This is a genomic window from Domibacillus aminovorans (assembly GCF_001643235.1).
In the GTDB taxonomy this organism is placed as follows: Bacteria; Bacillota; Bacilli; order Bacillales; family Domibacillaceae; genus Domibacillus; species Domibacillus aminovorans.
Genome location: NZ_LQWY01000067.1, coordinates 12,165 through 32,136 on the forward strand (window position 1 = coordinate 12,165; position 19,972 = coordinate 32,136).

20 protein-coding genes and 2 pseudogenes are annotated in these 19,972 nt (G+C 42.1%); all 22 read left to right on the forward strand.

Annotation, left to right across the window (positions count from 1 at the left end; all coding sequences use genetic code 11):
* Positions 1–116 precede the first annotated feature (116 nt).
* The 22 genes and pseudogenes from mnmE (at position 117) to dnaB (ending at position 19,910) form a co-directional block, all read left to right on the forward strand.
* Positions 117–1,502, forward strand: a complete 1,386-nt coding sequence (gene mnmE, locus AWH49_RS15880) for a tRNA uridine-5-carboxymethylaminomethyl(34) synthesis GTPase MnmE (protein ID WP_063966525.1) — start codon at positions 117–119, stop codon at positions 1,500–1,502.
* 27 nt (positions 1,503–1,529) lie between these two features.
* Positions 1,530–3,422 (forward strand): tRNA uridine-5-carboxymethylaminomethyl(34) synthesis enzyme MnmG, encoded by a 1,893-nt coding sequence (mnmG, locus tag AWH49_RS15885; RefSeq protein WP_063966526.1) that lies wholly within the window; start codon positions 1,530–1,532, stop codon positions 3,420–3,422.
* 12 nt (positions 3,423–3,434) lie between these two features.
* A complete protein-coding gene (gene rsmG / locus AWH49_RS15890; RefSeq protein WP_063966527.1) occupies positions 3,435–4,151 on the forward strand; it encodes a 16S rRNA (guanine(527)-N(7))-methyltransferase RsmG in 717 nt (238 codons plus the stop codon).
* A 63-nt stretch (positions 4,152–4,214) separates the two neighbouring features.
* Positions 4,215–5,057 (forward strand): nucleoid occlusion protein, encoded by an 843-nt coding sequence (noc, locus tag AWH49_RS15895; protein WP_063966528.1) that lies wholly within the window; start codon positions 4,215–4,217, stop codon positions 5,055–5,057.
* A gap of 136 nt (positions 5,058–5,193) precedes the next feature.
* A complete protein-coding gene (locus tag AWH49_RS15900) occupies positions 5,194–5,955 on the forward strand; it encodes a ParA family protein (RefSeq protein ID WP_063966529.1) in 762 nt (253 codons plus the stop codon).
* Positions 5,948–6,802 carry a ParB/RepB/Spo0J family partition protein gene (locus AWH49_RS15905; RefSeq protein ID WP_063966530.1) on the forward strand — a complete coding sequence of 285 codons (855 nt, stop codon included), beginning with the start codon at positions 5,948–5,950 and terminating at the stop codon, positions 6,800–6,802. Before AWH49_RS15900 ends, AWH49_RS15905 begins: the two co-directional genes overlap by 8 nt.
* Before the next feature lie 190 nt (positions 6,803–6,992).
* A pseudogene (locus AWH49_RS20850) lies at positions 6,993–7,210 on the forward strand (ABC transporter permease); the annotation flags it as partial.
* Positions 7,211–7,286: 76 nt separating this feature from the next.
* Positions 7,287–8,207: a mechanosensitive ion channel family protein gene (locus tag AWH49_RS15910; protein WP_063966531.1), complete on the forward strand. Its 921-nt coding sequence runs from the start codon at positions 7,287–7,289 to the stop codon at positions 8,205–8,207.
* Positions 8,207–8,407, forward strand: coding sequence for a DUF951 domain-containing protein (locus AWH49_RS15915; protein WP_034287788.1), 201 nt, complete (start codon positions 8,207–8,209; stop codon positions 8,405–8,407). The genes AWH49_RS15910 and AWH49_RS15915 overlap by 1 nt, the downstream gene beginning before the upstream one ends.
* 172 nt (positions 8,408–8,579) lie before the next feature.
* The gene (gene ychF / locus AWH49_RS15920) at positions 8,580–9,680 is read left to right on the forward strand and encodes a redox-regulated ATPase YchF (RefSeq protein WP_063966532.1); all 1,101 of its coding nucleotides are present in this window, start codon (positions 8,580–8,582) and stop codon (positions 9,678–9,680) included.
* Between the two features lie 188 nt (positions 9,681–9,868).
* Positions 9,869–10,036, forward strand: a complete 168-nt coding sequence (locus tag AWH49_RS20180; protein ID WP_157723761.1) for a hypothetical protein — start codon at positions 9,869–9,871, stop codon at positions 10,034–10,036.
* Positions 9,975–10,571 (forward strand): annotated as a pseudogene (locus AWH49_RS20855) (ABC transporter permease). The gene AWH49_RS20180 and the pseudogene AWH49_RS20855 overlap by 62 nt, the downstream one beginning before the upstream one ends.
* Before the next feature lie 240 nt (positions 10,572–10,811).
* Positions 10,812–11,105 (forward strand): 30S ribosomal protein S6, encoded by a 294-nt coding sequence (gene rpsF / locus AWH49_RS15930; protein ID WP_018395041.1) that lies wholly within the window; start codon positions 10,812–10,814, stop codon positions 11,103–11,105.
* A gap of 75 nt (positions 11,106–11,180) precedes the next feature.
* A complete protein-coding gene (gene ssb / locus AWH49_RS15935; RefSeq protein WP_063966533.1) occupies positions 11,181–11,729 on the forward strand; it encodes a single-stranded DNA-binding protein in 549 nt (182 codons plus the stop codon).
* A 24-nt stretch (positions 11,730–11,753) separates the two neighbouring features.
* Positions 11,754–11,990 (forward strand): 30S ribosomal protein S18, encoded by a 237-nt coding sequence (gene rpsR / locus AWH49_RS15940; RefSeq protein ID WP_045852641.1) that lies wholly within the window; start codon positions 11,754–11,756, stop codon positions 11,988–11,990.
* A gap of 207 nt (positions 11,991–12,197) precedes the next feature.
* Positions 12,198–12,440, forward strand: coding sequence for a methyl-accepting chemotaxis protein (locus AWH49_RS21040; protein WP_063966534.1), 243 nt, complete (start codon positions 12,198–12,200; stop codon positions 12,438–12,440).
* Positions 12,441–12,513: 73 nt separating this feature from the next.
* A complete protein-coding gene (locus AWH49_RS15950) occupies positions 12,514–12,837 on the forward strand; it encodes a hypothetical protein (protein WP_157723763.1) in 324 nt (107 codons plus the stop codon).
* Between the two features lie 124 nt (positions 12,838–12,961).
* Complete coding sequence (locus tag AWH49_RS15955; RefSeq protein ID WP_082862908.1) at positions 12,962–14,941, forward strand: methyl-accepting chemotaxis protein; 1,980 nt, start codon at positions 12,962–12,964, stop codon at positions 14,939–14,941.
* Positions 14,942–15,068: 127 nt separating this feature from the next.
* Positions 15,069–16,001, forward strand: coding sequence for a YybS family protein (locus AWH49_RS15960; RefSeq protein ID WP_169816012.1), 933 nt, complete (start codon positions 15,069–15,071; stop codon positions 15,999–16,001).
* Positions 16,002–16,066: 65 nt separating this feature from the next.
* Positions 16,067–18,040 (forward strand): DHH family phosphoesterase, encoded by a 1,974-nt coding sequence (locus AWH49_RS15965; RefSeq protein ID WP_034287774.1) that lies wholly within the window; start codon positions 16,067–16,069, stop codon positions 18,038–18,040.
* The gene (gene rplI, locus AWH49_RS15970) at positions 18,037–18,486 is read left to right on the forward strand and encodes a 50S ribosomal protein L9 (RefSeq protein ID WP_018395032.1); all 450 of its coding nucleotides are present in this window, start codon (positions 18,037–18,039) and stop codon (positions 18,484–18,486) included. The genes AWH49_RS15965 and rplI overlap by 4 nt, the downstream gene beginning before the upstream one ends.
* 59 nt (positions 18,487–18,545) lie before the next feature.
* Positions 18,546–19,910: a replicative DNA helicase gene (gene dnaB / locus AWH49_RS15975; protein ID WP_018395031.1), complete on the forward strand. Its 1,365-nt coding sequence runs from the start codon at positions 18,546–18,548 to the stop codon at positions 19,908–19,910.
* Positions 19,911–19,972 lie beyond the last annotated feature (62 nt).

Consider the following 19,972-nt stretch of genomic DNA (forward strand, 5'->3'; position numbering starts at 1 on the left):
TGGATGAATTCCGTCTTTTTTTCATCGTCTGGCTGTGGTATTCTATTTATTTAGGAAATGAAATTGAAGCCAATGGGCTACTATAGATAAAAAGTAAGGGGAGAGGGGTGAATTGAATGGAATTTGATACAATTGCAGCGATTTCGACACCGTCTGGGGAGGGAGCGATTGCAATCGTCCGTTTAAGCGGCGACACGGCCATTCAAATTGCCGATAAGGTATTTCATGCACCTGGAAATAAAACGTTGTCCACAGTGCCGACTCATACAATTCATTATGGCCACTTAATTGATCCATCCACAGGACATAATGTGGAAGAAGTGATGGTTTCTATAATGAAAGGACCGAAAACTTTTACACGTGAAGATGTCGTCGAAATCAATTGTCATGGGGGCATGACGGCGGTCAACCGTGTGCTACAAATTGTGTTGAATGAAGGAGCACGTCTTGCTGAACCAGGAGAATTCACAAAGCGTGCTTTTTTAAACGGCCGGATTGATTTGTCGCAAGCTGAAGCAGTTATGGATCTGATCCGTGCGAAAACGGATAAAGCAATGAATGTCGCACTTAATCAAGTAGAAGGGCGCTTATCGAAACTCATTCAAACATTGCGACAGGAAATTTTAGAAACACTTGCGCATGTAGAGGTGAACATTGATTACCCGGAATATGATGATGTGGAAGAAATGGCCCATGATGTACTCCTTGAGAAATCGCGGTTCGTTCAAATTGAAATTGAAAAACTTTTGAAGACAGCGGAACAGGGAAAAGTGTTACGTGAAGGATTGTCCACAGTGATTATTGGACGGCCGAACGTAGGAAAATCTTCTTTATTAAATGCGCTCGTTCAGGAAAATAAAGCTATTGTAACTGATATACCGGGTACGACACGTGATATTATTGAAGAATACGTAAACGTACGCGGTGTACCGCTTAAACTTGTCGATACAGCCGGTATCCGGGAAACGGAAGACATTGTTGAACGAATTGGTGTCGAACGCTCGCGTCAAGTGCTGGCAAAAGCGGATTTAATATTACTCATGCTTAATTATTCAGATGAATTAACAGCTGAAGATGAAGCACTGTTTGAAGTGATCAACACGATGAATGCAATTGTCATCGTCAATAAAACAGATTTGCCGCCGAAACTTAATATGAACCGTGTGAGGGAATTGGCAGAGCATAAGACGATACTGACAACATCACTGCTTGCAGAGCAAGGAATTGATGCGCTTGAAGAAGCGATTGCTGAATTGTTTTTCTCGGGTGCTGTCGGTGCGCAGGATATGACGTATGTGTCAAATTCGCGTCATATCGCCTTGTTGAAACAGGCGTATTCATCGATTACAGATGCCATTAATGGGGCAGAATCAGATGTGCCAATTGATATTATTCAAATTGATTTGACAAGAACGTGGGAACTGCTTGGTGAAATTATCGGTGAAAGTGTACAGGACGGTTTAATCAATCAACTGTTTTCGCAATTTTGTCTCGGGAAATAAACGAGAAATAGGAAGGAAGAAATAGTTATGAAACAATATGCAGCGGGAGAGTATGACGTTATTGTCATTGGGGCTGGCCATGCGGGTGTAGAAGCGGGGCTAGCTTCAGCGCGTCTTGGTGCAAAAACGCTCATGATCACGCTTAATCTCGATATGATTGCGTACATGCCATGTAACCCGTCTATCGGCGGTCCAGCCAAAGGTGTCGTCGTACGGGAAATTGATGCACTCGGCGGCGAAATGGGAAAAAATATTGATAAAACGCATATTCAAATGCGTCTTTTGAATACAGGAAAAGGACCTGCTGTACGTGCGCTGCGTGCGCAGGCAGATAAAGTGCTGTATCAGCAAGAAATGAAAAAAACAATTGAGACGGAACCAAATGTAAAAATCATTCAAGGGAAAGTAGAGACGTTGATCGTAGAAGATGGTGTGTGCCGCGGTGTCATTACACAAACGGGCGCGCGTTATGAAGCAAAAGCGGTTATTGTGACGACCGGTACGTTCTTGCGTGGCGAAATTATCATTGGTGAGTTGAAATATTCCAGTGGTCCGAACAATCAACAGCCCTCCATTCGCTTGTCTGAACATTTGCAGGAACTTGGATTTGAAATGAAGCGATTTAAAACAGGGACGCCTCCGCGTGTAAATAGCTTGACAATCGACTATTCAAAAACAGAAATCCAGCCAGGTGACGATGTGCCACGTGCGTTCAGTTACGAAACAACTAAATTTATTACGGATCAAATGCCATGCTGGCTCACGTATACAAGCCCCGAAACGCATCGTATAATTAATGCAAATTTGCACCGTTCGCCGATGCACTCAGGAATGATTGACGGAACGGGTACGAAATACTGTCCATCGATTGAAGATAAAATTGTTCGTTTTAATGATAAGCCGCGTCATCAAATTTTCCTCGAGCCAGAAGGAAGAAATACAGAAGAAGTGTATGTGCAGGGAATGTCATCAAGTCTTCCGGAAGAAGTGCAAATGGAAATGGTACGGAGTGTTCCAGGTTTGGAAAAAGCAGAGATGATGCGTGCAGGCTATGCCATTGAATATGATGCGATCGTTCCGAATCAGCTCTGGCCAACGCTTGAAACGAAGCGTGTGAAACAGCTTTATACAGCTGGTCAAATTAATGGGACGTCTGGATATGAAGAAGCAGCCGCGCAAGGTCTAATGGCGGGTATTAATGCAGGATGCAGCGTGCTTGGCAAGGAAGAAGTTATTTTGAATCGTTCTGATGCATACATCGGTGTATTAATCGATGACCTTGTGACGAAAGGAACGACAGAACCGTACCGTTTGCTCACATCGCGCGCAGAACACCGGTTATTGCTTCGCCACGACAATGCGGATTTGCGTTTGACGGAAATTGGATATAACACTGGCCTTATTTCAGAAGAACGGTATCGTCGTTTCATAGCAAAAAAAGAAGCGATTATAACGGAACTTGAACGGTTAAAAGTGTCAATGATTAAACCGAATGAATACACACAGACCATCATTCGTGAAGCGGGTGGCAGTGAGTTAAAAGACGGTATTCGCGCCGCAGACCTGCTTCGCCGCACTGAAATGACATATGAGCATATTAAACTGCTCACACCGCCAGAAGTTCCACTTAGTGCGGATGAAGAAGAGCAGATTGAAATCCAAGTAAAATATGAAGGCTATATTGAAAAATCGCTCCAGCAAGTAGAGCGTGTGAAAAAAATGGAGAATAAAAAAATTCCGGCTGACATTGATTATGATGAGATTACAAATATCGCCAATGAAGCACGAACGAATTTAAAATTAGTGCGCCCATTGTCCATTGCACAGGCTTCACGTATTTCAGGCGTCAATCCAGCTGACATTTCCATTTTGCTCGTCTATCTCGAACAAGGCCGTGTTGCACGGACTGGAAGCGAATAAGGAAGGTACCATATGAAAATCGATCAATTTCAATTAGAGCTCGCAGAAAAAGGGATTTCTCTATCAAACGAGCAAATGAATCAATTTCAGCATTACTATGAACTGCTCATCGAGTGGAATGAAAAAATGAATTTAACAGCCATTACAGATCGGGAAGATGTATATGTGAAACATTTTTATGACTCATTGACCGCTGCGATGTACACCGATTTAACAAAACCGCTCCGCATCTGTGATGTTGGTGCAGGAGCTGGTTTTCCAAGCATTCCGTTAAAAATCGCATTCCCTCAGCTCGACGTGACGATTATTGATTCGCTTAATAAACGAATTACCTTTTTAAATAAACTTGCTTCGGAATTGAAGTTAGAAAATGTTCATTTTGTACACGGCCGGGCAGAAGAAATGGGACAAAATCCGGCACAACGCGGACAGTATGACATCGTTACAGCACGCGCGGTCGCCCGTATGTCCGTTTTAACGGAGCTGTGTCTTCCATTTGTGAAAACGGGCGGTGCCTTCGTTGCGATGAAAGCCGCAAGCGCTGCCGATGAAATGGAGAATGCATCAAAAGCGATTACCGTTCTTGGTGGGAAAACAGAAGACATCTTTTCATTTCGTCTTCCTATAGAAGACAGCGAGCGGACCATTATTGTGATCCGTAAAGAAAAAGAAACACCGAAAAAGTATCCGCGCAAACCGGGCACACCAAATAAAGCACCAATTGAATAATGCTAGCAGGAACAGAACGCAGCGTGGCGAATACTATCTTGAGATGGAGAAGGTGGTGTAGTCATGAAGCGTTCTTTTTCCCATATATTTGGAGGGAAAAGTGAGTCGTCATCTGCTGTAGAATTAATGCCAGCAGATGAAGTGAGAGAACTTGCTGTGGAGTGGATCGAACCAAATCGGTTTCAGCCGCGCGTTGTCTTTCAAGAAGAGAAAATTCATGAGCTTGCGTCAACGATTGCCGTACATGGCATTATTCAGCCGATTGTCGTTCGTCAGCTAGAAGAAGACCGCTATGAAATTATTGCAGGCGAAAGAAGATACAGAGCGGCAATGAGTCTCGGACATTCCGCTGTTCCAGTCATCATACGTTCGTTTACAGATGAACAGACAGCGTCTGCAGCTTTAATTGAAAATGTGCAGCGTGAAGATTTGTCGCCGATTGAAGAAGCAATTGCTTATAAAAAACTGCTCGATTTAAGCGAGACGACGCAGCAATCACTTGCAGCTATGGTTGGGAAAAGCCAGTCGTTTATTGCGAATAAGCTTCGTCTACTAAAGTTGCCGGAAGATGTGCAGCAGGCAGTTGCTGAGAAACAGATTACAGAACGGCATGCACGTGCTTTACTGCCACTTAAAAAGCCACAGATACAAAGTGATTTGCTGCAAATCATACAAGCTAAACAGTTGAATGTGAAGCAAACAGAAGACCGTGTTGTGAAAATGCTTGAAAAAGAACAGCCGAAGCCACGTAAAAAAGCGATCAGCCGTGATATTCGTATTGCGGTCAATACAATCCGGCAGTCGCTCTCGCTCGTCCAGCAAAGCGGTATTAATGTAGAACAGTCAGAAGAGGAAAGCGATGAATTTTATCGGATTACGATTCAAATACCGAAAAAACCAAGATAATGACGAATAAAAAGCCTTTTTTGCTAATCTTCTAGTCAAAAAACGGCTTTTTTCTTATGGAAAAAAGGCAAAATGGTAGTCGTTTTGTTAGAATAAGAGATAGACAACACCGACAGATGAAAGCAGGTGAATTCCATTGGGAAAAGTAATTGCGATCGCCAATCAAAAAGGCGGCGTAGGTAAAACAACAACATCCGTTAATCTAGGGGCTTCTCTTTCCTCATTGGAAAAGAAAGTTTTGCTTCTTGATATCGATCCCCAAGGCAACGCGACGAGTGGTGTTGGTATTGAAAAGGATCGTGTTGAACAGTGTATTTATGACGTTCTTATCGATGATGTAGAACTGGCAGATGTTATAAAACCGACAACAGCCGAAGGGATGTATTCCGTTCCTGCCACGATTGCGCTGGCTGGGGCAGAAATTGAACTTGTGTCCGCTAGTTCACGTGAAAAGCGGCTTGAAAAAGCGCTTGAACCACTTCGTGACAGTTTTGATTATATTTTAATCGACTGTCCGCCATCGCTAGGATTATTAACTATAAACGCATTAACAGCAGCCGATTCCGTCTTAATACCTGTTCAATGTGAGTATTATGCTCTTGAGGGATTAAACCAGTTGTTAAATACTGTGAGTCTCGTTCAAAAGCATTTAAACAAAGATTTATATATTGAAGGTGTACTACTTACGATGTTTGATGCGCGGACAAATTTGAGCATTCAAGTCGTCGAAGAAGTGAAAAAGTATTTTCGGGATAAAGTATATCAAACTATTATTCCACGTAATGTGCGCTTAAGTGAAGCGCCAAGTCATGGAAAACCAGTCATGCTTTACGATGCCCGTTCACGCGGTGCAGAAGTGTATCTTGACTTTGCGAAAGAGGTGGCAGTACATGGCTAAAGGACTTGGAAAAGGTTTGGATGCGCTATTTAAAGATTTAGGACCGGATAATAATAATAATAATAATACCGTTCAAGATATTTTTGTTAAAGACATCCGCCCGAATCCGCATCAGCCAAGGAAGTTTTTCAATGAAGAAGCAATTGAAGAACTAAAGCAGTCCATTCAATCACACGGTATCATGCAGCCAATCGTGCTTCGCAAAAGTATTAAAGGCTATGAAATTGTCGCCGGTGAGCGTCGGTACCGTGCTGCAAAAGCCGCTGGCTTAGCAGAAGTACCAGCTATTGTGAAGGAATTGACGGAAGAGCAAATGATGGAACTTGCACTTATTGAAAACTTGCAGCGTGAAGATTTAACCGTCATGGAAGAAGCTGCGGCTTATCAAATGATTATCGATAAATTAAATTTTACACAGGCGGAGCTTGCTGCACGGATAGGGAAAAGCCGTCCTCACATTGCGAACTACGTCCGTCTGCTTGGATTGCCAGCTGAAATTCAAGTTTTTATCGCTAAAGGCAAGCTTTCGATGGGACACGCACGTGCACTTCTTGGTGTGAAACAAAAGGATCAGCAAAATGAAATAGCGCAAAAAGCCGTATATGAAGGCTGGACGGTGCGCCAGATGGAAGACTGGATTCGTAAACTGAATGAAAATGTTTCACGTGAAACAAAACCGGTAAAAAAAGATGTGTTTATCATTGACAGGGAAGAAGCCCTACGCGCACGTTTTGGTACATCGGTGCAAATCCGGCAGTCGAAAAACGGTGAAAAGGGAAAAATCGAAATTGAATATATGTCCATTGATGATTTAAACCGTATTTTAGAAATACTTGACCAAAAATAGTAGAGTGAATAGGTCGTCTCGTTTCATTTGTTTGATTTGTTCTATAAATACAGCATCATTTTAACGATTATCGTATTGATTGCTGTTTTTACGTCATTAAATCCGGCTTTTATTAGTGGAGAGAATGTGCTAACCGTTTTACGGTCCATTTCAATCGTCACGATTATTGCGGTCGGTGTAACGATTTCACTATATAATAGATTCTGTCGCCGCTGCGTTTATCCGTTTTTGGTGCGGGCAAACCGAATGCGCTCGGTACGTTCATCGGTGCAGTGCTGATCGGTATTTTACAAAACGGGCTTGTTATGATGTCAGTCCCGTATTACGCTATGGATATCGTGAAAGGATCTATACTTACTTGTCTTTACCCTAGCTCTCGCGTACTATAAGCAGACACAATCAAGATAAGGCGCATAGCTGTAAATGAGCGCCTGATCCTGTTAAAATAGTGACAACATAAGAAGCAGGAGAAGGAGGGCTTGTTTTGGAAGAATCATCATTATCGACATATCAGCGCGCTCTCGAAAAATTATGGGCTAAATTTACGAATGAAGAGACGTGGCTTGCGTTCGGTGAAGGAACGATTAAAATTACGTTAACGATTCTCGCCGCCATGGTCATTGTGAAAGTTGGCAAACTTGCGATTCGCAACTTTTTTGTGATTCGTTCGAAAGCGCCGCTTACCTTTTCAGAACGACGCGAAAATACGCTTTTAAAGTTGATTGAAAATGTATTGGCATACGTAGTCTACTTTATTGCGCTTGTTAATGTACTGGCTATTTTATCGTTTGATGTAAAAGGATTAATTGCCGGTGCTGGTGTGCTTGGTTTAGCGATTGGTTTTGGTGCACAGAATTTGGTCCGTGATGTTATTACCGGATTTTTTATTATTTTTGAAGATCAGTTTTCCGTCGGTGATTTTGTCCGCATTGGCCAGTTTGAAGGAACGGTTGAAGAAATTGGGCTGCGCACGACGAAAATTAAAAACTGGACGGGTGAGTTACATATTTTACCGAATGGAAGTATTGTTGAAGTGACGAATTTTTCACTTCACAACAGCGTAGCCGTCGTTGATGTGAGCATTGCGTATGAAGAAAATATTGCAGAGGCAGAACGGGTTATTGGTGAACTGCTTGAAACGCTTCAAGCGAAATATCCAGAGATCGTTTCAACACCAAAACTCCTAGGAATTCAGATGATGGCGGCAGCTGATGTAACACTGAGAATTACGGCAGAAACAACACCAATGAATCATTATTATATTGCCCGTATGATTCGAAAAGATATAAAATTGTACTTAGATGAACAAGGTATTGAAATTCCGTATCCGCGTATGGTCATGTATTCAAAAACGGACGAACCGGAAACGGAACAGAAAAAGTCGAAAAGCGGGGGGGCAACTTGATGGAAGAGAAGCAATTTGAATTAAACGACGTTGTTGAAATGAAAAAACCCCATCCATGCGGTACGAACCGGTGGAAAATTATCCGTCTCGGCATGGATATCCGCATTAAATGTGAAGGCTGCGGTCACAGTGTTATGCTACCGCGTCGTGAATTTGCAAAAAAAATGAAAAAAGTATTTGAACAGAGCGGCGGCGAATGAGCTGCTCTTTTTTTGTGTGAAATTGCCTTTTTCCCTCTCAGTCCATATAATAGGGAAAGGTTGAACAAAATAATTCGTCCGTGTGCCTACAGGAAGCGGGTCACGGAGGCGTTGCGGCAGGACGCAGAGAATTGAGCATTTGATCCTTTCGAGAAAATAAGGAGTGAATAATATGGCATTAACAGCAGGAATTGTTGGACTTCCGAATGTTGGGAAATCAACATTATTTAACGCAATTACAAAAGCAGGAGCAGAATCGGCGAACTATCCGTTCTGTACGATTGACCCGAACGTCGGCATCGTAGAAGTGCCAGATGAGCGTCTCGCGAAATTGACAGAAATGGTAACACCGAAAAAGACGGTCCCGACTGCATTTGAATTTACCGATATTGCGGGCATCGTAAAAGGAGCCAGCAAAGGGGAAGGCCTTGGCAATAAATTTTTGTCTCACATTCGTGAAGTCGATGCAATTTGTCAGGTCGTCCGCTGTTTTGATGATGAAAACATTACACACGTATCCGGAAAAGTTGATCCGATTGATGATATCGAAGTCATTAACCTTGAATTGATTCTCGCTGATCTTGAATCGGTGGACAAACGTCTTGCACGTGTAGCGAAACTAGCTAAGCAAAAAGATAAAGAGTCAGTAGCAGAACATGACGTACTCGTGATCATAAAAGAAGCACTTGAAGCGGACAAGCCTGCCCGTTCCATTGAATTCACAGATGATCAGCAAAAAATTGTGAAACAACTGCATTTGCTTACAGCGAAGCCAATGCTATACGTAGCCAATGTAAGTGAAGAAGAAATTTCAGACCCGTCAGGCAATGAGCATGTACAAAAGGTACGTGATTATGCGGAAGGTGAAGGATCTGAACTCATCGTCATTTGCGCAAAAGTGGAAGAAGAAATTGCGGAGCTGGATGATGATGAAAAAGCGATGTTTTTAGAAGAACTTGGCATTGAACAATCGGGTCTTGATCAATTAATTAAAGCCGCGTATTCATTGCTTGGTCTTGCCACATATTTTACAGCAGGTGTGCAGGAAGTGCGTGCATGGACATTCCGCCATGGTATGAAAGCGCCCCAATGTGCCGGTATTATCCACACCGACTTCGAACGTGGATTTATTCGTGCGGAAACCGTTTCTTACGACGATCTTGTATCAAACGGTTCAATGACAGCAGCTAAGGAAGCGGGAAGAGTGCGTCTTGAAGGAAAAGAGTATGTGATGAAAGACGGGGACGTTGTTCATTTCCGCTTCAATGTATAAAGGATCGAAAAGGAAAACAACATTTCTTTATTGTGACTTGAGAAACTGACCAGTCACGGTAAATATCGATTATTTTCGATGGAAATAATCCTGTCATCAAATCTTTTTCCCACTGCCATTTTGAAAAAAGGTCTGTCTCAAAATTCAATTTTGAGACAGACCCTTTTTTTGTAAGGGAGTTACGTATCGTGAAAGATATAAGTTATATGGCATTGCTTGCTGCTTTTTTAATTATGACGGTGCCTCTCCGGCTATCGTATAAACAGCAGCTTGGCATTTCGAAAGATATCATCATTGCGTCCATTCGCGCAGCTTCTGACAATTGGCTGTATCCTTACATTCGTTTTTTCGATTAAATCGCCAGTTGTCTTTACGCTGCTTATTTTATTTATGATCGTCATTGCAGCGAGAACGAGTGGAAAGCGGGGGAGTGTATTTTATCATTCATTTTGGATTGCCTTTGCTGCGATTGTAACGGCTGAAATCGTATCTGTCTCAATCTGGGTCCTATTTGACATGGTTAACTATGATTTGTAGTATATTTTACCTATGAGCGGGATGATTATCGGTAGTTCAATGATCGCTGTCAGCTTAACATTCGACCGTATGTCCCGAGAGTTTGACGCGACAAAAGAGCTGATCATGGGGAAACTCGCACTCGGCGCAACAAAAGGGCAAGCAGCGCAGGAGTTAATTGAAGCAACAGTAAAAGCCGCACTTATTCCAAATGTGGAAGCGATGAAAACGATCGGACTCGTTCAATTGCCATGCATGATGGCCGGTGCGATTATAGCTGGTGCATCGCCTGTTATTGCCGTTAAATATCAGCTTGTTATTTTGTTAACGGCGTTTGGAAATGCCGCAATTACGGCGATCATGGTTAGTTTTTAAACTTATTCTGCTTTTTTTAAACAAAGAATGTTTTAAAAGTTGCTATAATAAAACATGTGTTCTATAATGAGGATGCCGCCAAAGCTGTTGTCATGAATGACTACTCATAAAATCGGATTGTTAGAGAATGTTGCGTTGTTGAGAGATTCATGTTATAATTTCAACTTGTGAGTAATGAAAACTTACTCCTTGCTCTTTGGGAATCAAAGGGCCGCATAGTCCACGAGGAGGTGAACGAAGATGAGAAAGTACGAATTCATGTACATTATCCGCCCGAACATTGAAGATGAAGCGAAAAAAGCGCTAGTTGAGCGTTTTGACGGTATCCTTACTTCAAATGGTGCGGAGATCATCGATTCAAAAGATTGGGGTAAACGCCGTTTAGCGTACGAAATCAACGATTTCCGTGAAGGCTTCTACCAACTTATTCATGCTAAAGCTGAAAATGCAGCAGCAGTTGAAGAGTTTGACCGTCTTGCGAAAATCAGTGATGACATTATCCGTCATATCGTTGTTAAAGAAGAAGAGAAATAATCGTAACGTAATAAATACACATCTTTTTCAACATGTTTCACGTGAAACATTTCAAAAGAAAAGGAGTTGATTCTGATGATAAACCGGGTGGTTTTAGTCGGTCGTTTAACGAAAGATCCAGAACTTCGCTACACACCAGCAGGAGCAGCTGTTGCGACGTTTACGCTTGCGGTTAACCGCACGTATACGAATCAACAGGGTGACAGAGAAGCGGATTTCATTAACTGTGTGATATGGAGAAAGCCGGCTGAAAACGTGGCAAACTTCTTGAAAAAAGGAAGCCTTGCCGGCGTTGAAGGACGTATCCAGACGCGCAATTATGAAGGTCAGGATGGAAAGCGCGTTTACGTGACAGAAGTTCAGGCTGACAGTGTCCAATTTCTCGAACCACGCTCATCAGGCGGCAGTGGAGGAGGCGGCTATTCGGACGCTCCTCAACAGCAGCAGGGCGGAGGCTCTTACGGTGGCGAACAGCGGAATAACAACCAGGATTTTCCGTTTGGCCAGCAACAGCAGAATCAACAGCGCAGCAGTAACAATGCCGGTTATTCTAAAATGAATGAAGATCCGTTCGCGAATGACGGTCAGCCGATCGATATTTCAGACGATGATCTTCCGTTCTAATCAATAAAAGAGGAGGGGAAACTCATGGCAGGACGCAGAGGTGGACGTAAGCGTAAAAAGGTTTGTTATTTCACATCTAATGGTATTACACATATCGATTATAAAGATGTTGATTTGCTTAAAAAATTCGTATCTGAACGTGGAAAAATTCTTCCACGCCGTGTTACAGGTACAAGCGCTAAATACCAACGTCGTTTAACAATTGCAATTAAACGCTCGCGGCAGGTAGCACTTCTTCCATTCGTTGGAGAAGAAAGATAAGAATTGAAACAGGCACGATGTTGAATTTTCAGCATTGTGCTTTTTTTATGGGGAAAAACAAGTGAATCATTCTGTCCATGATGTGAAGGAATCGGTAGAAGCAACAGAACGATCAAACAATCTTGGCAGTCAGATTGATGTCATTACCGATCGGCAGATGAAATAGCCAGAGCAGCAGAAGAAGCTGAACAAGCGAACGAGGAAGGCTTGAGACAAATTCATGCATTGCGTAGGTCCAGCGAAGAAACGAAAAAATACATTGAAGATATGCAGTGCGTCATTGTGGATCTGGAATCAAAGATTACATCGATTGAAGTAGTCCTTCAACAAATTACAAATATATCTGCACAGACAAATTTGCTGGCGTTAAATGCGTCCATTGAAGCGGCGCGTGCAGGCGAGCACGGAAAAGGGTTCGCAGTTGCGTTCAAAAAGGGAGGAAGCTTGTAGAGCAGTCCTTACAGGCCGCGTGAAAGAAACCAATTCAGATTTTCAAATGGGCTCAAGGCAGGCTGTAAACCAAATGAAGAAAACGCACAGCAACTTTGATGAGCAGATGAATGTCGTCGAAGAAACGAGCATGATTTTCACAAAAATATCTACGCTTGTGGGCACAATTGCATTATCAATCTCAACCATTAACAGTGAAATTAAAGAAGTAGCTTTAACAAAAGATGAAGTCATTTATGTGATGGCAGGCATTGCATCAGCGAGTGAAGAAGTAAGTGCTTCGGCGGAAGAGCAGTTAAAAGCCATTCGAACCGTTACGGAATCTTCTGAGCAGTTAATGGAACTGAGTATTGATCTAAAAGAAGTTGTGGAACGTTTTAAGCTGGAACAAGCATAAGGGAAAATAGATGTTGGTTTTTCATATCTAATTTTAATAAAAACTTTACAAAGGCTTAACAATATAATAGGTATATAAAACTATAATGGAAGGCGGAGCTAGGAAGAAGGGTGTAGATAAATAAATGAGATCAATTCGAATGAAATTTATAGTGCCGATTGCGATTTTGTTAATCTGTGCATTTGCCTTTATTATTCTTTTTACGAGTTGGAAAGTAGAACAAAAAATAGCTGAAGATACGACGGAACAGACACAAGGTTTTGTGAAAGAGCTGAATAATTCAGCGGCCGTTTTTTTGAAAAAGTACGAAGAAAGTATTCAATTGTTATCGGAATCGGACCAAGTTGTTCAATATGCTAATACATATCGCTCTTCTAACGAGCCGAACAATAATATGGAAAGACAAATTCAAACGGTTTTCAACCGATACACGGAAATATATAAAGATGCATTGAGTGTTTACTATGCTTCTGAGAATGGCATGTTTAAAATGACACCGGCAACAGCTTTGTCGGCTGATTATAACCCAGTGAAAGAAGTTTGGTATACACAGGCGGTAAAATCAAAAGATCCTGTATGGAGCGAGCCATATGAAAGCAAAACAGGTGACTATGTGATTACTGTATCAAAAGCAATCATGAGTGGTGAGGATGTTCTTGGTGTCATTGGATCGGATATTAATTTAACGAGCATGACGAATTGGATGAACGAGCTGAATATCGGCTACGATGGTTATCCCGTTATTTTATCAATTGAAGGAAAAGCGATTATTCACCCGACGGAAAAAGGGCAGGACGTTACGAAAGATCCTGTGATGACTTCTGTGATCAATGGAGAGAAAAATGGTGTTATTGATACGGAAAAAGGACTTATCGTATATGATACAGTTGGCAAAACAGGATGGAAAATCGGTGCTGTATATGAAAAAGAGAACTTATTTGGTGTTTCAAATGAAATGAAAAAAATTCTCGCCATTACAGCGTTTTCTATTCTTTTTTTAGTCATTTTTGTCGTGTCGGTTTTATCATCTAAAGTGACAAAGCCGATTCAAAAGCTTAACGAATCTGTACAGCAAGTAGCGGATGGAGATTTGCAGACGCACGTTCACATGTCAGGAAAAGATGAAGTCGCGGCGCTTGGAAGGAATTTCAATAATATGGTACGGAAAATGCGTAGCATTGTCGGCATAACAGATGATGCTGCCGCGAATGTACGCGAATCCATTCATCAATTGAATATAGCGGTACAGGAAATTAATGAATCCGGTGCGATGGCTTTCTCCGCACTTGAAGAATTAACGGACGGTACAGAAAGGTCAGCAAGCGGGTCTAAAAAAGCAGCCGATCGTTCAATTGAACTGGGCCACTTAATTAGTTCTATTTCAGAAGAGGCATCGGCAATGTCAAAGCTTGCTGAGCAGGCTGCTGGAGCGACTGAAAAAGGATCGGCTCATGTCGCGGCTGTTGCATTGGCAATGGATACATCAACGGGATGGATGGACGCAGCGATGACCGCTATTCGAACGCTGGCAGAAGACATTACCCGTATTGAAAGCATCGTTCATGTGATTGAAGATATTTCGGTGCAAACGAATTTGCTTGCGTTAAATGCATCGATTGAGGCTGCACGTGCTGGTAACCATGGCAGAGGATTTGCAGTCGTGGCGCAGGAAGTGAGAAAACTTGCAGAACAGTCAAATAAAGCAGCCGGCGAGATTCATGAAAAAATTGCCGCTGTTCAAACTGGATCTGAACATGTAATTGATACGATGAGCCAGGCTGGTGATCATATTATGACACAGACAGACGCTGTACGCGAAACCGAAATTGTTTTTGCAGATCAAGGAGAGTTAATGAACAAAATGGATGCTGCGATTGTCGAAATTGCGAGTCATATTCATACAGCTAACAATGAAAAAGATGTTGTTGTGCAAACGGTTGGTCATTTAGCGGAGGAAGCCCGTTCTTCCGCTGCTTCATGCGAAGAAGTACAGGATCGGACGAAAAACCAGCTTGCAGTTATAGAAAGTGTTGCGTTGGCATCTGAACAGCTAGCTTCATTAAATGAAGAATTGATTAGCGCAATTCGTCAATTTCACATATAAGTACTTATGGAAACAGTCCGATCGTTCGTTCGGGCTGTTTTGTATTTAAAGTTGAATGGATGAAGAAAGGAATGTAGAATAAAGAAGGAGAATGTCGGAATTAACGGTGTATGAACGGAGTGTTAAAGTGGAAAGAACGAAAATGATAACAGAAGGGGCGCTCATGTCGGCACTTTTTACAGTGCTGCTCCTTGTTACGGTATACGTGCCAATTTTGTCAATAATCGGTGTCTTGTTTTTGATGTTGCCTTTTTTCATTTACAGTGCAAAATATAAGATCGTACCGGCTCTTATACTGCTCGTCGGGGCAGTAGCCATTACGTTTTTAATAGGTGGTCCATTTATGCTGCCGGCAGCGTTGCTATATGGAACAACTGGTATTGTGATGGGGACGATGGTTCGGAGAAAAACTGATAACTGGATCATCTATATGGCAGGAAGCCTAACACTTCTATTGAATGTTATCGCTCAATATGTCATCATGGTCTGGTTGTTTGATTTAACATTTTTTGATGAATTTCGTGCTACTTTTGAGACGACGCTCAATGAAATCGGCCCATTACTCGGTTCAGGAGACATGGATCAGATGAGAGAGCAAGTGGATATAGCAATGAATTATATTAGTGATATCTTACCAGCCCTATTGATCGCGACATCATTTGGCATGGTGTTTATATTAATGATGATCAACTACCCAATTGCAAAAAGACTTGGCATTCAAACAAAGCCAGTCAATCCATTTCACTCGGTACGGCTGCCAAGGTCGATTTTATGGTATTACTTGTTATTCATGATCAGTGCACTAATTGCTAATCCGAAAGAGGGAACAATGTGGTATGACATATATGTAAACATCATGTTTATTTTACAAGGTTGTCTATACATACAAGGTTTATCATTCGTGTTCTTTTTTGCACACAGTAAAAAATGGTCGAAAGCAATTCCAATCATCATTGCAATTTTATCAATTCCGGTCATTCCGGTCCTTTATCTTATCCGATTATTAGGTATAATTGACTTAGGATTTGATTTGAGACAGCGAATGCAGAAAAAGCCGTAACATGCTTTTTAAAATCGGCTCCATTAAGTACATGTAATGGAGTTCTACAATTAGGAGCTGAAGCTATGCTTTCGTATTATAACAGGCGAATTGTTCAATTGCTGTTGATCGTTATCGCGCTGGTCTTAACCACGGCTTCTATATGGCTGCTGACCTATCATCACGTTGTGGGCATCGTGATGATCACGGTGACGATTTTACTTCTCCTGTTTTTATATCTGGCAGAAAAAAGATTGCATGCGGAAGTGGAGCAATATGTGACAACGCTTACGTACAGACTGCAGAAGGTGGGAGATGAAACGCTTCAGAAGCTGCCAATTGGGATTCTTTTGTATAATAAAGAATATAAAGTCGAGTGGGCAAATCCCTTTTTGACTTCTTACTTTAAAGAAGAAACACTTGTTGGTGAATCGCTTTATGAAGTAGCTGAGCCCATGCCCGCGGTCATTAAAGGAGAAAAAGAAACCATTATTTCGCTCCATGACAAATTATTTCGGGTCATTATTAAACCAGAAGAGCGTCTTCTTTACTTTTTTGATGTGACGAAACAGGAAAAAACAGCACAGCTATTTGAAGAAGAAAAAACAGTACTCAGCATCATTTTTCTTGATAACTATGATGATCTAACGCAAGGAATGGATGATCAGACACGAAGCAGATTAAACAGTGCAGTAACATCCACGCTGAATAATTGGGCAAAAGATAATGGAATGTATTTAAAACGCATTTCATCCGATCGTTTTTTCGCTGTATTGAATGAGCGCATATTGAAAACACTTGAAGAAACAAAGTTTTCAATACTAGATGAAGTACGGGAAGAAACAGCGAAGTACCATGCACCGCTCACTCTTAGCATCGGAGTTGGACAAGGGTTAGTTCCATTACCCGAACTCGGTGACATTGCTCAGTCCAGTCTTGATTTGGCACTGGGCCGCGGCGGTGATCAGACTGCGATTAAACAAGACGACGGGAAAGTAAAGTTTTACGGTGGGAAAACAAATCCGACAGAGAAGCGGACACGCGTCAGGGCACGAGTTATTTCCCACGCGCTTCGTGATATTGTTGCAGATAGCGATAAAGTTATTGTGATGGGGCACAAGTATCCGGATATGGATGCGGTCGGGGCATCGATGGGCATTCGTCATGTAGCGGAACTAAATGGCCGTGAAGGGTATATTGTCATTGATTTTTCGCAAATTGATACAGCAGTGAAGAGACTAATGCAAGAATTAAAAGAACAAAACCCTGAGCTTTACTCACGCGTCATTACACCAGAAGAAGCGCTTGAAATTGCGACGAATAAAACACTGCTCGTTGTCGTTGATACGCATAAGCCGTCTTTAGTCATTGAAGACAGGCTATTGACAAAAGCTGAGCGGGTAATCGTGATCGATCATCATCGGCGTGGAGAAGAATTTATTAAAAATCCAATTCTCGTTTACATGGAGCCGTATGCATCATCGACGGCAGAACTCGTAACAGAATTACTTGAATACCAGCCTAAAACGAAAAAAATAATGTCGCTTGAAGCGACAGCGCTTCTAGCGGGGATTATTGTCGATACGAAAAGCTTTTCACTACGGACAGGTGCCCGGACGTTCGATGCAGCTGCGTATTTGCGTACACATGGAGCGGATACGATTCTCGTTCAGAAGTTTTTAAAAGAAGATATTGATACGTATATTCAGCGTGGCCAGCTTATCGAAACCGTTTATTTTTACAAAGATGGTCTAGCTATTGCAAAAGGAAAAGACGATTATATATACGACTCGGTATTGATTGCTCAAGCAGCCGATACGCTCCTTACGATGAACGGTGTGCAGGCGTCGTTCGTCATTGCACGAAGGGGAGAAGAGACGGTTGGGATAAGCGCCCGTTCGCTTGGTGATGTGAATGTACAGATTATTATGGAACAAATGAATGGCGGTGGCCATTTGACGAACGCGGCGACACAGGTGAAAGATGCATCTATTGAAGAGGTTGAAATGAAATTATGCCGGGTTATTGATGAATTGACTGAAGGGGGAAATGAAGAATGAAAGTTATTTTTTTAAAAGATGTAAAAGGTAAAGGGAAGAAAGGCGAAGTGAAGAACGTAGCGGACGGCTACGCAAATAACTTTTTAATTAAAAACGGGTTTGCGGTGGAAGCAACATCCGGTAATCAGAATACACTTGATGCACAAAAGAAAAAAGAACAGGCAATTGCAGCAGAAGAACTGGAAGCAGCGAAAAAGCTGAAAGAAACGGTCGAAAAATTAACGGTTGAATTACATGCAAAAACGGGCGAAGGTGGCCGCATCTTCGGTTCTGTTACAGCGAAGCAAGTAGTGGATGAATTGAATAAGACGCATAATATTAAATTAGATAAGCGTAAAATGGATTTACCGGATGGCATTCGCAGTCTTGGTTATACGAATGTTTCCGTTAAATTGCATAATGAAGTAACAGCTGTCTTGAAAGTTCATGTATCAGAGGACAAGTAAATAAATAAAAAATGTGATCGGATTTATCTGGTCACATTTTTTATGTAAGGAGATTGAAAATGAGCGATTTATTGACGGACCGCATTCCGCCGCAAAACATTGAAGCAGAACAGGCTGTACTAGGTGCGATCTTTCTTGAGCCATCTACGTTAACAGTCGCTTCTGAAATTTTAATTCCGGAAGATTTTTACCGGAACGCCCATCAGCAAATTTATTTAACGATGCTAAAACTTGGTGATCACGGTAAAGCAGTAGACGTTGTGACAGTGACGGAAGATCTGGCAGCCGCAAAGCAGATTGAGGATGTCGGCGGTATTGCATACTTAAGTGAACTGGCGGCTTCTGTACCGACAGCAGCTAACATTGAATACTATGCTCGTATTGTCGAAGAAAAGTCGCTCCTGCGCCGATTAATCCGCACAGCAACGACGATTGCGCAGGACGGATACAACAGGGAAGACGAAGTAGAAGATTTGCTCAGCGAAGCGGAAAAAAGCATTATGGAAGTAGCACAGCGAAAAAACGCCGGTGCATTCCACAATATTAAAGATGTACTCGTCCGCACGTACGACAATATTGAGCTTCTTCATAATCGAAAAGGCGACGTGACTGGTATACCGACTGGATTTGCCGAACTTGATCGTATGACAGCCGGTTTTCAGCGTAATGATTTAATTATCGTTGCAGCCCGTCCATCAGTAGGTAAAACGGCTTTTGCGCTGAATATTGCCCAAAATGTTGCAACGAATACGGATGAAAAAGTCGCGATTTTCAGTCTGGAAATGGGTGCAGAACAGCTGGTAATGCGGATGCTATGTGCGGAAGGCAATATTAATGCTCAAAACTTACGGACCGGTGCTTTAACAGACGAAGACTGGCGGAAATTAACGATGGCGATGGGGAGCCTGTCCAATTCCGGTATTTATATTGATGATACGCCGGGTATACGTATCGGTGAGATTCGATCAAAATGCCGCCGTTTGAAACAGGAACAGGGTTTAGGCATGATTTTAATTGATTATTTGCAGCTCATTCAAGGGAATGGCCGCTCCGGAGACAATCGTCAGCAGGAAGTGTCGGAAATTTCTCGATCATTAAAAGGGCTTGCCCGTGAACTTGAAGTGCCTGTTATTGCGCTCTCTCAATTATCGCGTGGTGTAGAGCAGCGGCAAGACAAGCGTCCAATGATGTCTGATATACGGGAGTCCGGTTCGATTGAACAGGATGCGGATATTGTTGCCTTCTTATACCGTGACGATTACTACGACAAAGAATCAGAAAATAAAAATATGATTGAGATTATTATTGCGAAACAACGGAATGGCCCAACCGGTACAGTCGAGCTTGCATTTGTGAAAGAATACAATAAATTCGTGAATATTGAGCGGCGTTTCGATGATATGTCAGCACCGCCAGGAGCATAAAAACGAATGAATAATTAATAAAATATTGAAATGTTCGTATTTTCTGTTTGACGAATAGTGTT